Source organism: Alishewanella sp. HL-SH06 (assembly GCF_052656265.1).
In genome coordinates, this window is record NZ_CP199752.1 from 2,618,076 (window position 1) to 2,633,347 (window position 15,272).

The window sequence follows — 15,272 nt, forward strand, 5'->3', positions numbered from 1 at the left end:
GGCTAAATCGACTGGTCAGACCGGTACCGGAGTGTGGTCAGAGGTTTGACTTGTACCGGAGTGTGGTTGTACCAGTGTCTGAGTGTGGTACAACCAGTACCGGAGTGTGGCCATACCAGTGGATTTAACTGGTATGGCCTGTACCGGAGTGCGGTACGACCAGTTAGTCGTAGAATGGTGAACGGCTTTCGGTCCTGTCGATAAGCTTAATGGGGCGATTAAGCGGTTGACCACCGTCGCGACCAATGGGTACCCATGGAATACGGCCTCGGCCTTTAGCAGGGCTAATCGAGAACAAATCAAACGGTAATGATATATAAAAGCCTTTAGTGAAACTGCCTTCGCCATACTCTTCTGAACTGACATCCGTTATCGCAGCATAAGCGCCCACAACGATACCGCTATCAAAACGCTTAGCAAAATCAACATTAACCCCTTTATCTTTAGCTAAAAACTGACCGATATTGAAGGTTAACAAGGTGTCTTTAAGAAACTCAGGTTGCCAGTAAACATTCACATGCCCCGTTACGGTTTTGTAATCCAGAAACCCAAAATCATTTTCGTATGAACGCTGTTTTACATAGTTTAAATCGACGCCAAAGGCTAGCGTACTATCAACAGGTCGATACAGAAACTCTGCCCCGGCCCCTGCAAACATCGTTTCAAGGTAACCCGCGTAGGCTTGCGCAAAAACTGACGGCGCAATTTCTTGCTGCCAATGCCCATAAATGTTTTCAACCGATAATTTGCTGCGAGTAACATACTCACGAACATAAGTACGCACTCTAGGTAATGCCGACTCCTGAGCATCCACTTTAAAATTAAAGGAATCAAAATTCTCTAACACGGTAAGTTTAGCCGTGGCATTCATACTAAATTGGTTGTTAAAACGATATCCGCCCCCTAAAAATAAACCGCCTTGATACATATAGAATTTTTCTGGGTTACCAAAAGATTGCACCCAAAAAATTTCAGAGCCGGTATAAAAACCACGATCATCGGTTAAATTAACTAACTCCAGGGCAGCAGCATCGGGTTGTTGTCTAACATAGGTTGAACGTAGATCAGGCTGGAACAAATTGTTCTGTGCCACATCAATAAAATCTTGCACATTAATCAGCTTTTCAACTTGCGGCATATGGCTAGCATATTCAACAAGTCGAATAGTTTTAATATTTTCAGGCAATTGCGCAATAATCACGCGCGCGACCCGATCGGTAAGCTCCACATCATCACGATAATTGAGAGACTGGCCGTGCAGAATGAACTCATCCTTGGTCATGCGAATACTTTTGGGTAAAAATGCGGCGTTGTAATATAAGTTATGCGTTAACTGGTTAAAGTTTATATTGGCAGACGAATCAATTTTAACACCCGTTACCGGCAGCTTAGCGGGGGTGATCTTAATTTGGCTGGCTTCATGCATATTCAGCCGGTAATGCACGCCAAAACCTAAGGTGTTACCGCGCTGATAATTAACATCAAACGTAAAATCATCCCATTGATAAGCCGCACCTATATTCCAGCGGCTATCTTGCGCTAACACACCCGCAAAATCTTCGGTATAGTCGTTGCCTTCATATTCTAATTTTAAAACTAGCGGTTGCCACGGTGTTTGATAGGTTATGCCACCAAACACCGATGCAGAGCCCTTAAAAAAACGTTGATAATCAATCTTACCGCCTGACCCACTAAAGCCGCCCGGGCGATTACAAAAACTGTCGCGCACTTCACAAAAAGGGTTGGTTATATTACCGGCAGTACCTAAATAGCCCCAACCCATCCCCAAATGAAAATCTAGGTTACCATAGTGCTTACTTAGCGCTAAAAACTCACTTTCAAACAGGCCTGTACCACCAAAGTCTTTAAAACCCAGTGACACTTCGGGTAAATAACGGCTTTCTTGCAATAAACGAAATTTAACATCTATGCCTTTGTCTTTGTATGTCTGATCACCACTAAAGGAAGCAGAATCACTGTATAAGCGGTTACGAACATCGGTATAACGTGCGGTGGCTTCCATCCATGGGAACAACTGAATACTGACCGACCACAAACGGTATTCTTCGTTATCGGTGTAATTAAGCGAAAGATCGCCATCCGCTGCCATGCGAGATGTGGGCGTTTGCAGTAAACCTACACCACCATGAATAGCTTGAGATACCCGCGCCGGTGCTTGCTGCCAAGTATCATCTGCTAAGGCTGCACCGGGCATACATAAGATGGCAAGCGCCGATAATTTAAATACGGAAGAGATGTTCTGCATTAATCCATCCTGTTCACGGCAAGTGCTAGAAGTTTTTTATTCAACTCGGCAAAGTCTTTAGAAAAATAACCATGCGAAAAAGGAATATATAAAGTTGAACCGGGCATAACCTCAACTCGGTCTTGTTGCCAAGCACCACGCAAAATTTCAATGACGTTGCCATTAGGTTGAATAAGATAAAAGCGGCTGGTATCGGCTGTTGGATGTTCTGGTATGGCGTCAAAATAGTCATGCACGCTTGTTGCTGAACGCAGTGGTAAATTAACATTTTTTGCCACTGCACCCCACACAGGTACTTCTACTGGCCTAACCTTTAACTGCAAACGATAATGACCACTTTCGAAAAGCGGATTAAAAGCCTGTTTAGCTCGGGCTAAATCATAATCGATAACAAGCGGAATTTTTTCTGCCAGTTGCCAAGAAGAAAGCTCGCCAGCCAGCCGTTTTAATAAAAGTTGCACCTCATCATCCGCATCGAGCATTAACGCAGAGATTAACGCTAAGGCTTCGCTTCTTTGTTGTTCAAGCTGTGAAGCATTTAAACGGTACAACTGGCTTGCCGGCCAATACCAGGCTTGCTGCAGTGCCACAGGTGCGAGCACCTCAGTTAATCGCGGTTGCTGCTCAAATTTAAATTCCGTCGAACCCATTTTTACTTCAACTACGGGCTTGGCTGCCACCAGCCCACTGGCGGCACAACATAAACCCATAAATAGTGCTGTGATAAGTTTCATATTGCATCCTCGGCGATAAATAGCCCTTCGCGATTCAAATGCCGCACCACTTCACTAATAAAAACCAGCTCAAAAGGCTGAGCACCGGGTTGTAATTGCTGCTTGCTTTTTAAAACCTGACCCGTTTTCGCCTCAAGCCAAAAAACATTTTGCCATTGTTGATCAAAACGCCAAAACGAAGCAGGATTATCATACTCAAGCGTTTCAATCACTTTAATGGTATTCACCGAATGGGTAAAAAAAGTCAGCTGGTCTTGCTGCACAGAAAACTTAGAGCGAATTTGATAACCGTACTCACCGGCGTGCCAATCTACAGCTCGGATCCAAGCACTGTTATTAAGGCTGTTCCACTTTAAGGGGTCAGATAACAGGTTACTGACATACAGTAAATCATTACTTAAACCCAAGGTTTTTATGATGCGGCCGTGATCGGTTACTAACACAGATTGATCTGCCGACAGCCATTTCATCTGCTCGCCATCAACCGCCATTAAACCCATGGCAATACGCGAATTTTCACCCAACCGCACATATAAAAAATCGTTCTTCGCCTGCACAATAGTGCTATAGGTTAAGGTGATATCTGTTGGGGTTTTGAACACTTGTTTAGCCATATTGGCATAGTGTTGATAAGTATTGGAACAGCCTGATAAAAAGCTCAAAATAACAAGCAGTAAAATACGCGCTAGCGAGTTCATAAAGGTAAAGCCTCAGGTGAGCTACACTCAAAAAAAAGCCGCCAACAGGCGGCTTTTTTCAACAATACCAATTATGGCAAAATTGTTGCGATAGCTGGATAAGTTGTAACTACTGGAACAGTAATCGTGCTGGTAGAGGTACCTGTACCAGTAACTGTTACTGTGGTGCTGTTGTTAGTACAAACACCATCTACTGGAACACCGTCGCCTTCGTTACAAACCAGCGTAAATACTGGATCAGTTGGGCCGCCATCACCACCATCACCACCATCCACTACCAAGCCGTCAGCTGAAGCGTTAGACACAATTGCCGCAGCTACTGCTGCAGCAACACCTGCTGCAGTTAACGTTGCTACAGACAATGAACCAAAAGTAGTAACAGAAGACCCTGTAGTTGAAGTGGTATTGGTAGCTTGTGCACTAACACCCATTGACAACAATAAAGCCGCCGCAGCTAAACTTAACTTTTTCATAAATATCCCTCTAAGTAAAAATATATTGTTGACAAGAATACCCGATAACATGGGGTTTGACAACGTGACATTGTGTTTCAATTAACTCATTTCATTTACGCATAGTTAGATGACACTATTACCACTATTACCATTAGGCAATTTGCTGTGTTTTGTTTTCATCCTTAACTGCCGCTAATGTTAACGGCGCGGTTGCATTAGCAATAGAGGCAATTTGCGCCGCCGTGCTCACATCGCATGCCGCGTTCGCCACTAAATCGCTGGTCGCATTACTGTAGTTAAATTCTGTTGGTGCTGAACGAATTAGCGCAATAATGTCTTCCACCGCAAACTCATCACAGGCTTTGTCTAACCGTTGCAGTAAATGTTGCATTTCAGGCCAGGTTAAACACACTTCATCGGCAGCCATGATTCTGCTGTGCTCAGTTTTACGCACATTGTTACCCACCAGCAGTTCTTCGTATAATTTTTCACCTGGTCTAAGGCCCGTGTAGCGCAACTCAATATCGCCATCGGGGTGCTGCTCGTCTTGCACTTCTAAACCCATTAAGTGGATCATTCTTTTTGCCAGATCAGAAATTTTAACTGGTTCGCCCATATCAAGCACAAAAACATCACCGCCTTTGCCCATCGCACCGGCTTGTATCACCAACTGCGCCGCTTCCGGAATGGTCATAAAATAACGAATAATATCTTTATGCGTAATAGTCACTGGCCCGCCTTTACGAATTTGCTCCCTAAATAAAGGAACAACGGATCCAGATGAGCCCAACACATTACCAAAGCGCACCATACAAAAACGTGTTTTAGTTTGATACTGCGCCAAGGCTTGCAACACTAATTCGGCTAAGCGTTTAGACGCCCCCATCACATTGGTTGGCCGCACCGCTTTGTCAGTTGAGACTAACACAAAGGTTTCTACGCCGGCTTTAATAGCCGCATCAGCGGTAAACCAAGTACCAAATACATTATTACGTACACCTTCAACCACATTATATTCAACTAGCGGTACATGCTTGTAAGCCGCAGCATGATAAACGGTATTCACCTTAAACGTGCGCATTACGGTTTCAAGGCGGTTTTGCCGCTGCACCGTACCCATTACAGGTATTAATGTAACATCCAAACCTTCTTGCAAAATAAAATTCTTTAACTCTTGCTCTATCGCATACAAACCATATTCGGACAGCTCAAACAGTAACAAGGTGATAGGCTCACAGCGAACAATTTGCCGGCACAACTCAGAGCCAATAGACCCGCCAGCACCGGTTACCATGACCACCTTACCTTTAATGTTGGCGTTAAGCAGTTTTAGTTTTGGTGCAACCGGATCACGGCCGAGTAAATCTTCAATTTTTACGTCTTGCAACTCATCAATACGCATGCTGCCATTCACCACATCGCTCATGCCCGGAATCGACAACACCGGGATCGGTAACTCTTCTAACTGATCCAATACATCACGGCGACGCGAGCGACTGGCCGACGGCATGGCAAGTAGCACCCGGCCAATATTTTTTTGTTTAATTAAACTGGCAATTCCGTCTGGGCTACTAACCGGAATACCTAAAATGGTTGAACGCTGCAAGGTAGTATCATCGTCTACAAACATCACCGGGTGATACTGTTCGCCGTTTAATAGGGCTTGCGCCAATTGGCGCCCCGAAGAACCCGCACCATAAATTAACACTCGGGTTTTATGGCCATTATTGTTCGGCTGAAACAACATGCGCGCGCCTAAACGAATGCCCCCCGAAGTAACTAACGCCACCAAGGCATAAACAATAACTAAATTGGTACGGTCATGTACCCCCATAACAGCGAACAAACTGGCCAGTGCAATAGCACTTAGCACAATACCAAAGAGTACCGCGCCTAAAGCATGCTGGCCAACATAACGAATAACCGCACGATATAAACCCAGTTTTGTAAAAATAAACAAGGTAAGCGGCAAAGCAATAACAAATGCCAAAACAATAGGTTGCAGCTGCTGTGTTACTTGCCCTTGCGTGAGTAAGTATGCTAAAGCTAACGACAATATTAGAAAAAAGGTATCTATACCTACCGAAATAATACGTTTCACTGAGCGCGGTAACGCCAGTAACCATGCAAGCATGATGAACTCCTAGTTACCGGCAACCTCACCGGCAAACTTTTTAAACAACTTTACAAAATAGTATAGCGTAATGAGGCCTTTTTAGCGGTTAGCGTTGAGCAAGCCCATTAACCACTGCTGAAAATCTGGCCCAAGGTTTTTATCCCGCAAGCCATATTCAACAAATGCCTGCATATAGCCCAGCTTGTTGCCGCAATCATGGCTGCGGCCTTTAATGTGATAAGCATTTACCGCCTGAGCTTTCATCAAGATGGCAATGGCATCAGTAAGTTGGATCTCATCACTTGCGCCTAGTGGGGTATATTCTAAGGCTTCCCAAATATCAGACGAAAACACATACCGGCCCACCACGGATAAATTAGACGGCGCTTCATCTACCGGCGGCTTTTCAACAATCGCCGTCATCGCAATGGACTCGCCCGCCGCTAACGGCTGACCTTGCACATCGGCTACACCATAACTGGTCACATTTTCCATTGGCACCGGCTCAACCATTACCTGGCTAACACCGGTATCACTAAATAAAGTGGCCATATGCGCTAAGTTATCGCGCTTTAAATCGCTGTCGTAGCCATCAATTAACACATCAGGTAATACCACAGCAAAAGGTGCATCACCTACTAAAGGCCGAGCACAGAGTACCGCATGGCCTAGGCCTTTGGCTTGACCTTGGCGCACGTGCATAATGGTCACGTCTTTTGGGCAAATCTTTTGTACTTCATCTAATAACTGGCGCTTTACGCGCTTTTCAAGCATTGATTCGAGTTCAAAACTAATATCAAAATGGTTTTCAATGCTGTTTTTTGATGAATGCGTAACTAAGATAATTTCTTTAATACCGGCGGCAATACACTCTTGCACCACATACTGAATAAGGGGCTTATCTACCACAGGCAGCATTTCTTTGGGAATAGCTTTAGTTGCAGGCAACATCCGTGTACCAAGGCCGGCAACAGGTATTACAGCTTTACGAACAATACTTTTTTGCATATTTTTTCCATTCTAAAAATTGCTAATGTTAATGCTAATCTTTTAACTGATGATAAAAGTAAAAACTAAAAACTCAACACTAAACACTATAATACTCTCGATACCAATCCACAAAACGCTGCATACCCTCATCAATGAGCGTGGCCGGTTTAAAGCCGACAGCGGCTTGTAGGTCATCGATATCAGCAAAAGTAGCCGGTACATCACCGTCTTGCATTGGGTAGTATTCTTTTATTGCCATTTTACCCGCAGCTCGCTCAATGGCTTCGATAAAGCTCATTAATTTTACCGGTTGGTTATTACCAATATTAAAAATTTTATAAGGCGCAAAGCTTTCTGAAGCATTATTGCCATTCCATTCTGGCTGTGCAACAGGTGGTTTGGCCTGAATACGCACAATGCCTTCTACTATGTCGTCTATGTAGGTAAAGTCACGCATCATCTGGCCATGATTAAATACTTTAATGGGCTCACCCGCTAAAATGGCTTTGGTAAATAAAAACGGCGCCATATCGGGGCGGCCCCAAGGGCCATACACGGTAAAAAAGCGTAAGCCCGTGGTAGGGATCCCATAAAGATGACTATAAGTATGTGCCATTAACTCATTGGCTTTTTTGGTGGCGGCATACAGTGATACCGGATGATCAACCCGATCGGTTGTACTGAACGGCATTTTGGCGTTCATACCGTACACCGAGCTTGAAGATGCATACACTAGGTGCTCTACCTTGTTATGCCGACACCCTTCTAAGATAGTAAGGGTGCCAATAACATTGCTGTCGGCATAAGCCAGTGGGTTCTCTAGCGAATAACGTACCCCAGCTTGCGCCCCTAAATGAATCACCCGCTGAAACTGCTCTTGTGCAAATAACGCAGCGATACCTTCGCGATTGGCTAAATCAAGCTCAACAAAACGAAATGCGGCTTTATCAGTTAACTGTGCTAGGCGGTCTTTTTTAAGTTGTACTTTATAATAATCATTAAGATTATCTAAACCGACAACACTGTGGCCTTCAGCCAGCAAACGCTGACAAACATAAAAGCCAATAAAACCTGCTGCGCCGGTAACTAAATAATGCATCTAAACTCCAACTATATTTAAAACTTACACGTAGCTATGCTGCTGATGACGAGCGGATAGCGTTACAATGACCGGCCCAAAAGGCCTAATGACGGTGCATTGAGCAAACTGGTTACCGCTTATGAAACAAGCTAGTCACTACCAAATAAATCACGGGTGTAAACTTTGTAAGCGACATCCGCCAAAACATCACTGTGTCGATTTGCGACAATAACATCAGCAATTTTTTTAAACTCGTCAAGATTTGTAATGACCCGACTGTTAAAAAATTCAGCTTGTTTCAGCTCGGGTTCAAACACCACCACTTCAATGCCTTTGGCTTTAATACGCTTCATAATACCCTGAATGGCAGATGCTCGGAAATTGTCTGAGCCCGATTTCATAACAAGCCGGTAAACACCAACCACTTTGGGTTTACGGCTAACAATCGCATCAGCGATGTAATCTTTGCGCGTGCGGTTGGCCTCAACAATAGCTTGGATAATATTATTAGGTACATCTTTATAGTTAGCCAACAACTGTTTCGTATCTTTTGGTAAGCAGTAACCGCCATAGCCAAAACTAGGGTTGTTGTAATGATTCCCAATTCGCGGGTCTAGGCCCACACCTTCAATAATCTGCCGCGAACTTAACCCATGGCTTTCGGCGTAGCTATCCAATTCATTAAAATAAGCCACTCGCAGTGCCAGGTAGGTATTTGAAAACAGCTTAATGGCTTCTGCTTCGGTGCTATCGGTAAATAATACCGGCACATCTTTTTTAATAGCACCAGCTTGCAATAATGCAGCAAACTGCGAAGCCCTATCACTTTGTTCACCCACTATAATGCGCGAAGGATATAAATTGTCATAAAGCGCACGCCCTTCGCGTAAAAATTCAGGCGAAAATATCAGGTTTTCAGTAGCAAACTTGGCTCTTGCATCACGGGTATAACCAACCGGTACCGTTGATTTTATTACCATTACGGCGTTAGGGTTTACAGCAAGCACCGCCGTTATAACAGCTTCTACACTGCTAGTGTTAAAGTAATTAGTTTGTGGATCATAGTCAGTAGGTGTAGCAATTATCACAAAGTCGGCATCTTGGTAAGCCGCTGCGGCGTCTAGGGTTGCAGTAAAATTCAGTGTTTTGTTCGTTAAAAACTCGCTAATCTCTTTGTCTTCAATTGGCGATATCTTGTTGTTTAACTGCGCTACCTTGCTTGCAACAATATCCACTGCCACCACGGTATTTTGTTGAGCCAATAACATGGCATTTGATAAGCCAACATAACCGGTTCCGGCAACTGCAATTTTCAAACCTGACATAAGTATCCTTTTTATGAGCTTTGAGTATTGAAAGCTACGTTTTTAGTTAAAACCATCCCACAAACATACTCAATATTAAAAACTAAAAACTAAAAACTAAAAACTCAACTATTTTATTCCGCAATAACAACCTGTTCTGCATAAGCAACCAGATCAGACTGGAGCGCTAATTTCGCTGGCACATCGCCATGCACAATTCTAACCTGCTGCGGCCTGCGGTGCATACCACTAATAAAATTCAATAACCCTTTTTTATCAGCATGGGCTGAATAGCCGCTTAATGTGAGCACTTCAGCCTGAATATCAACCCGTAGGCCGTCGATCATAACATAACCACCGCGTGGTCCATATTGCTGAATAGCAGCGCCAAGCGTACCGCGTGCTTGATAACCCACAAACACCACTTGATGCGCGGCATCAGGTAATAACGCCTTTAAATAATTGACTACTCTACCGCCTTCACACATGCCGCTAGCGGCAATAACAATAGCAGGCTTGCGAGTACTCGCCAGCAAGTTAACTGCAGCAAGGTGTTCGGCATGGCTATCAATAGTATGTAACTGGGCAAAACTAAGTGGGTGACGCCCCGCATGCACTTTTTTTCGCGCTTCGGCATTCCAGCAAGGCAGCAGTTGTTTGTAAGCGGTAGTAAATTTAGCGGCTAAGGGGGAGTCGATAATCACAGTTAAGTCTTGCCAAGCTAAATGCTGGTGAATTTTTTGGCCTTGCAGGCGATGGATAATACCTTCTAACTCGTACACCAGCTCTTGCGTTCGGCCAATGCTAAAGGCAGGAAACAATACCGTGCCATTATCTTGCAACGAATGCAATAGCACTTGCTCTAAGCGCTTAACACGCAAGCGCCGGTCATCATGCAGCTTATCGCCATAGGTACTTTCTATTACTACCACATCGGCGGCATAAGGTGGCTTGGGCGCTACCAGCAAGGGCGAATAAGGCGCCCCTAAATCGCCCGAAAAACACCGTAATAAAGGGGCTTGGCAGTTTACGGCTTACCTTGGTATTAGCTTGATCATTACAGTTGGCCGCAGGATAATGCTTAATTTCGACATAGGCCGAGCCTAAAATATGCCCCGCTTTTTGTAACCGAAACTGCCCTGCAGGTTTACCTTGGTAATCGGGTAAGTTAAACCATTGTTTAAATTCGCATGGCACCAATTGCCGGCCAATCGCCCTTAAAAAGCCAGCAATGAGCTTTTCATCACGAGTTACCCCCACCTTAAGCGCATCTTCTAACACTAAGGGCAGCAAATGCGCCGAGGCCACAGAGCAATAAATAGGCCCAGTAAACCCCGCAGCAAGCAGATAAGGAATACGCCCAACATGATCAATATGCACATGGGTAACGATAAGCGCGCGGATATGAGAAATGGGAAAATTAATAGCAAGATTAGCTTTGCTGCCACTACCCTGCTCATCACCTTGAAACAAACCGCAATCAATAAGTAAGCTGAACTCAGCAGCTAGCTGATACTCATGGCAAGAACCGGTAACACCATCAACAGCGCCGTGGTGGATAAACTGTGGTTTGGGGTAAATAGTCGACATCCAATGTCCTTTATAGTGACACGCAGCTTTGCTGCTAGTTACTAGTTACAAGTTACAAGTTACAAGTTACAAGTGACTGATTGCGCTTGAAACTTGTTACGATTTCAGTTTTCATATTAGTCCCTTGCTCAGCTTGAACAACTCTTTGACTTTATTTAGCGGCTCGCTAACATCAGTGATATATCCTAACCGCTGTGCAATTAGCAGCTGTGTTTCCAATTCACTTAGAGAACCACGTGCGATTGTTAAAAAGCGTACAAAATCAGCATTACTTTCACGACCTGCACCTTCGGCAATATTACTAGGTATCGAAACCGCCGCACGTTGCATTTGAGAAGCTAAACCAAACTTTTCTATATCAGGAAATTGCCGAGTGATTGCATAAACATCTACCACCAAATCCATGGCTAATTTCCACACTTTTAAATCATAGTGCATGAGTAAGTCCTTTTTCAACAGCATTGACTCGCAGCTTTGCTGCTAGTGACGAGTTGCCACAGGCAGCTTTTTACCGTTCCAAAGCGAACTAGTCACCGCTGACGTAGTCAGCTAGTTACCGATTGCAAAGCAAGACACATTAAAACTTACCTCTAATCAGTAACGTAAGCCTCGCTTTAATAGCTTGCCAAACATAATTGGGGGAAGTTAAGAGGTAACTTAAAGGTACTGCAGGCTTTTTAAATAGTGCGATTTTTCTTACTACCGTTTTGCTGCTGTGCTCGCCACTTAATAACGCATAAAGTTTACGTTGATAACTGTTGCAAGGCGGTAAAGGGTTAGCAATGGCAAAATGCTGTGCTAACACCTGGGTAAATTGTGCCGCGCATCTTTGCCACTCGGGGTGTGCTGCCAGCGTCTGGAGCAGATCAGGGGGTAATGCCGAAACCCCCGCTTTGTACATCAGCCGTAGAAAATCCACAACTTTCATTAGCCGGATAAAGCCGGTATCAAGCGAAGGCGATGCCATAAGTGAGCATTGAATAAAACTTTGCGTAATTCTGTGCGGCAAGCTTAACACACCATAATGCATATTATGCTGTTGTTGATATTCAATGCCTTGTGCGCACAGCGAATTAGGCAGCAGCGCGCTCAGTGCTGGGCGAATAACATGTTTATGTAATTCTACCGTGGCCACTTTTTTAGGATGGAAAAACGGCGAAAAATGGTGCGACTCTTCCCATAATTCATGCTGCTGTTTATTAACGTAACCTAACTTGTTAAGTACCTCAATTGCCAATGAATGCTGCGCAGGATCAGGTACCCATACATCAATATCATTCATTATTCTGGCACATCTAGGCCAATCTGCTTGGTAAAGTAAAGCGGCCCCCTTTAACCAAACCGGCACTATGCCTGCTGCATTAAAGGCTGTGGTAATGTCATCGCACTGTGCTTTTACCAGCTTGCTGCGAAGTAGCAAAAATTCGTACAACTCAGTTAGCGTGTTGGCGATGTCTACGGGTACTGAAGCAAATAACTGATGCCTTAGCAAGCCTTGGTATAACTCTGGTAAGACATGCGTTGTGTCAGCCATTTTTAACAAAATCGGCCAATCAACGTTGTTTAACACAATATGCCCTGAGGGGATAAAGGGGTTTAGCAGCTGGCAAAGCACAGAAAAACCGGCTGGTGGAACCATATGTTCACTCATAATAAGGTTTCTAGCATTTGCTGAACACTGGCACTGTTATTAAACACCATTTCATAACAAGGCGCATGTTGTAACCAAGCCAACCACTGCGTTAAGTTGGCTGTTTTATCACTACTATGCTGCATAAAAGATACACCAGACACTAAAAACATGGCAATGGTTTCACGCAGTGCTAAAGGTCGCAAACTTGGTGTTGATACTAACGAAAAACGCGGAAAAACCACGGCAGCAATGCGACCCGTTTTCCAGGAACTAGTGGCTGATTGACTTAGTGGCAAAAACTTCGCTTGTTTGCCGGCATATTCTGTTACCGCTAAGCTGGGTATTATTGGATAATGCCCAGTCAATAATGGCCAAGAGCCGGGTTTTAAGCCCACGGCGGTTCTAAAGGGCAGCGTTTGCATGGTTTGCTCCCCTATTGCCGCTAAAGCCACCACGTCATCACCATAATACTCCCAGCCTTGGGCAAGCAACTCGGCCGTTAAGGTGCTTTTGCCACTACCCGAATTAGCTGGCAGCAGTATTTGAGTACCGGCTTTACCCACAGCGGCTGCATGTGCCGATAACAGCATACCAGCATCAGCGTAGCTTAAACGCAACAACAAGGTAGCCAGCATTGACAAGGCATAGCTTTCATCAGTAATTTGGTAGCCTACATTGTCGGTAAAAATAGCCACATAATCTTCATTTACCACAAAAGATAAGGCAAACTTCTCTGCTACTGGCTTAGCCGGCGCCGCTACCGACACACCTTGCAGTACCGCTAATAAGCGTGGAATAGCTTCAGGGCAAAACGGTTGCTGAAACTGTTCATGCTGGTGCTGGTGCAACACCTGATAAAAAGCAACGGTGATGACATCCTGCCCATTCAAATTTACCCAAATGCGCTTTACCAACTGAGCATTAGATACCCGCTGCTTAGCGGTGGGCAATTGCTGCACAACGCCGCGCGGCAAAGACTGTGTCACTGTGATGTCATCGCTAAGCAGGTAGCGGCCATCAGCAGTAAGCTGCAGCCAACCCCGCTGCAGCCATTGTTCAAGGCAAAATGTTAAATGGCTATTAAGCTTGGGCAAATGTGGGGCGAGTTGGTTTACATTGTCGCTTAACTTGGCAAAGCTAAGGGGTTGATCTGCCAACAACAAAAATAACATACTGCCAAGGGCATTAACCATTTCACACTGATTATATGCCTTGTCATAAATAAGTAAATGATCATCTACTAACCAAGCTACAAACCGCTGAGAAGAAAAAACCTGTGCTATATCCGTGTGCTGATTAGCTTGCATGGTGTTGGTTTGAAACACTTAACAAGAAAAACTACAGGCTTTTGCTTCCATTGACACTAAAGCAATACTCACTGGCGCAAAAGCTGCCGCTTTACCCAATTTTTTCAGTAAATCACGACGACCTTGGTCTAACTGCGCTTGAGCATCATCGGATGCTGCGGCATTATTAGGTTCCTGCATGTCATTTTGGTTATTTTGCATAAGTTGCCTCACTCATCTGAATATTTATGGCTGGGTAAAAACTAATTATCAATGCAGGAATTTATCAAAATATCTTAAATTGACTTTAAAGATCCAAAAAAACACATTTTTCCAACCTACATTTTTGCTAGTAATAACCGCTTTGCTATGTTTAAGACTGACTCTTGATATTTGGATTTTAACAAAAAAAGCCAAAGGGCAAAAAAATAGTTAAAACCAGATGCCTAAAATAATTCACCTAAAACTACCTCAGTAAAAAGTTGTTCAGACGTGACTTTTAAGCTCTGTGAACCTAACAGGTTCAACAATCAACCTCTCCGGCACCACATCCCCATAGGTTAAGGCGACACCGGCACGCAGCCAAGCACCTGTTTTTAGTACCGAAGTACCAGCCATAACAGCACCGACGCCTAAGTGGCTGTAATCTTCCATAATGCTATCATGGTCTGCAACGGCATTAGGGTTAAGTATACAGCCAAGGCCAATCTGGGCGTGAGCACCAATAATGGCACCGGCCATCACCATGGTTCCAAGGCCAACTTCTGCCTGCTCGCTCACAAAAGCACGAGGATGATAAATATTCACAATAGGAGCACCTAGCTTTGCTAGACTAGCCAGCTTTTCGCTGCGGACTTGATTGTTACCTATAGCAACAACAACACCGGTGTATTTTGATAAAAATTTTGGTAAGTCAGCGCTATGGCCTATCACGTTATAACCCGCAGGCAATTGCTGATGGGGATAACTGTCATCAACAAAATCAACACAACCCCATTTACCTGATAACATTGCAGCCTCTGCAACACTGCGACCAAAACCCCCGACCCCAATAATAAGTAAAGCTGTGTGACTCATATTTTAATAAAACTCATAAGTTAGTACTAAAGCAAATTGTCA

13 protein-coding genes and 1 pseudogene are annotated in these 15,272 nt (G+C 44.3%); all 14 read right to left on the bottom strand.

The annotated features are described in order from the left end of the window. Positions 1 to 163 precede the first annotated feature (163 nt). Positions 164 to 2,266, bottom strand: coding sequence for a YjbH domain-containing protein (locus ACUJFK_RS11970; RefSeq protein ID WP_445424995.1), 2,103 nt, complete (start codon positions 2,264 to 2,266; stop codon positions 164 to 166). Further along, positions 2,266 to 3,000: a capsule biosynthesis GfcC family protein gene (locus ACUJFK_RS11975; protein WP_445424996.1), complete on the bottom strand. Its 735-nt coding sequence runs from the start codon at positions 2,998 to 3,000 to the stop codon at positions 2,266 to 2,268. Before ACUJFK_RS11975 ends, ACUJFK_RS11970 begins: the two co-directional genes overlap by 1 nt. Then, positions 2,997 to 3,698 (bottom strand): YjbF family lipoprotein, encoded by a 702-nt coding sequence (locus tag ACUJFK_RS11980; protein ID WP_445424997.1) that lies wholly within the window; start codon positions 3,696 to 3,698, stop codon positions 2,997 to 2,999. Before ACUJFK_RS11980 ends, ACUJFK_RS11975 begins: the two co-directional genes overlap by 4 nt. 71 nt (positions 3,699 to 3,769) lie before the next feature. Continuing rightward, positions 3,770 to 4,252 (bottom strand): hypothetical protein, encoded by a 483-nt coding sequence (locus tag ACUJFK_RS11985; RefSeq protein WP_445424998.1) that lies wholly within the window; start codon positions 4,250 to 4,252, stop codon positions 3,770 to 3,772. A gap of 52 nt (positions 4,253 to 4,304) precedes the next feature. After that, positions 4,305 to 6,287 (bottom strand): polysaccharide biosynthesis protein, encoded by a 1,983-nt coding sequence (locus ACUJFK_RS11990; RefSeq protein ID WP_445424999.1) that lies wholly within the window; start codon positions 6,285 to 6,287, stop codon positions 4,305 to 4,307. A gap of 81 nt (positions 6,288 to 6,368) precedes the next feature. Further along, positions 6,369 to 7,277 carry a UTP--glucose-1-phosphate uridylyltransferase GalU gene (galU, locus tag ACUJFK_RS11995; RefSeq protein ID WP_445425000.1) on the bottom strand — a complete coding sequence of 303 codons (909 nt, stop codon included), beginning with the start codon at positions 7,275 to 7,277 and terminating at the stop codon, positions 6,369 to 6,371. Between the two features lie 79 nt (positions 7,278 to 7,356). Then, positions 7,357 to 8,358, bottom strand: a complete 1,002-nt coding sequence (locus ACUJFK_RS12000; protein ID WP_445425001.1) for an NAD-dependent epimerase — start codon at positions 8,356 to 8,358, stop codon at positions 7,357 to 7,359. Between the two features lie 131 nt (positions 8,359 to 8,489). Beyond that, a complete protein-coding gene (locus tag ACUJFK_RS12005) occupies positions 8,490 to 9,665 on the bottom strand; it encodes a nucleotide sugar dehydrogenase (protein WP_445425002.1) in 1,176 nt (391 codons plus the stop codon). Positions 9,666 to 9,778: 113 nt separating this feature from the next. Beyond that, positions 9,779 to 11,234, bottom strand: a pseudogene (locus ACUJFK_RS12010) (MBL fold metallo-hydrolase RNA specificity domain-containing protein). A gap of 111 nt (positions 11,235 to 11,345) precedes the next feature. Further along, a complete protein-coding gene (locus tag ACUJFK_RS12015) occupies positions 11,346 to 11,672 on the bottom strand; it encodes a four helix bundle protein (RefSeq protein ID WP_445425003.1) in 327 nt (108 codons plus the stop codon). Between the two features lie 139 nt (positions 11,673 to 11,811). Beyond that, a complete protein-coding gene (locus ACUJFK_RS12020) occupies positions 11,812 to 12,885 on the bottom strand; it encodes a nucleotidyltransferase family protein (protein WP_445425004.1) in 1,074 nt (357 codons plus the stop codon). Next, complete coding sequence (locus tag ACUJFK_RS12025; RefSeq protein WP_445425005.1) at positions 12,882 to 14,060, bottom strand: hypothetical protein; 1,179 nt, start codon at positions 14,058 to 14,060, stop codon at positions 12,882 to 12,884. The genes ACUJFK_RS12020 and ACUJFK_RS12025 overlap by 4 nt, the downstream gene beginning before the upstream one ends. 132 nt (positions 14,061 to 14,192) lie before the next feature. Then, entirely contained in the window at positions 14,193 to 14,375 is a 183-nt protein-coding gene (locus ACUJFK_RS12030) for a hypothetical protein (RefSeq protein ID WP_445425006.1), read from the bottom strand. 264 nt (positions 14,376 to 14,639) lie between these two features. After that, on the bottom strand, positions 14,640 to 15,230 hold the full coding sequence (locus tag ACUJFK_RS12035) for a PglD-related sugar-binding protein (RefSeq protein ID WP_445425007.1): 591 nt from the start codon (positions 15,228 to 15,230) through the stop codon (positions 14,640 to 14,642). Positions 15,231 to 15,272: the final 42 nt, after the last annotated feature.

Excerpts from the sequence above, each read along its gene's own strand:
- ACUJFK_RS11970 (WP_445424995.1), bottom strand. The coding sequence starts at position 2,266 with ATGCAGAACATCTCTTCCGTATTTAAATTATCGGCGCTTGCCATCTTA.
- ACUJFK_RS11975 (WP_445424996.1), bottom strand. The coding sequence starts at position 3,000 with ATGAAACTTATCACAGCACTATTTATGGGTTTATGTTGTGCCGCCAGT.
- ACUJFK_RS11980 (WP_445424997.1), bottom strand. The coding sequence starts at position 3,698 with ATGAACTCGCTAGCGCGTATTTTACTGCTTGTTATTTTGAGCTTTTTA.
- ACUJFK_RS11990 (WP_445424999.1), bottom strand. The coding sequence starts at position 6,287 with ATGCTTGCATGGTTACTGGCGTTACCGCGCTCAGTGAAACGTATTATT.
- galU (WP_445425000.1), bottom strand. The coding sequence starts at position 7,277 with ATGCAAAAAAGTATTGTTCGTAAAGCTGTAATACCTGTTGCCGGCCTT.
- ACUJFK_RS12000 (WP_445425001.1), bottom strand. The coding sequence starts at position 8,358 with ATGCATTATTTAGTTACCGGCGCAGCAGGTTTTATTGGCTTTTATGTT.
- ACUJFK_RS12005 (WP_445425002.1), bottom strand. The coding sequence starts at position 9,665 with ATGTCAGGTTTGAAAATTGCAGTTGCCGGAACCGGTTATGTTGGCTTA.
- ACUJFK_RS12015 (WP_445425003.1), bottom strand. The coding sequence starts at position 11,672 with ATGCACTATGATTTAAAAGTGTGGAAATTAGCCATGGATTTGGTGGTA.
- ACUJFK_RS12020 (WP_445425004.1), bottom strand. The coding sequence starts at position 12,885 with ATGAGTGAACATATGGTTCCACCAGCCGGTTTTTCTGTGCTTTGCCAG.
- ACUJFK_RS12025 (WP_445425005.1), bottom strand. The coding sequence starts at position 14,060 with ATGGTTAATGCCCTTGGCAGTATGTTATTTTTGTTGTTGGCAGATCAA.
- ACUJFK_RS12030 (WP_445425006.1), bottom strand. The coding sequence starts at position 14,375 with ATGCAAAATAACCAAAATGACATGCAGGAACCTAATAATGCCGCAGCA.
- ACUJFK_RS12035 (WP_445425007.1), bottom strand. The coding sequence starts at position 15,230 with ATGAGTCACACAGCTTTACTTATTATTGGGGTCGGGGGTTTTGGTCGC.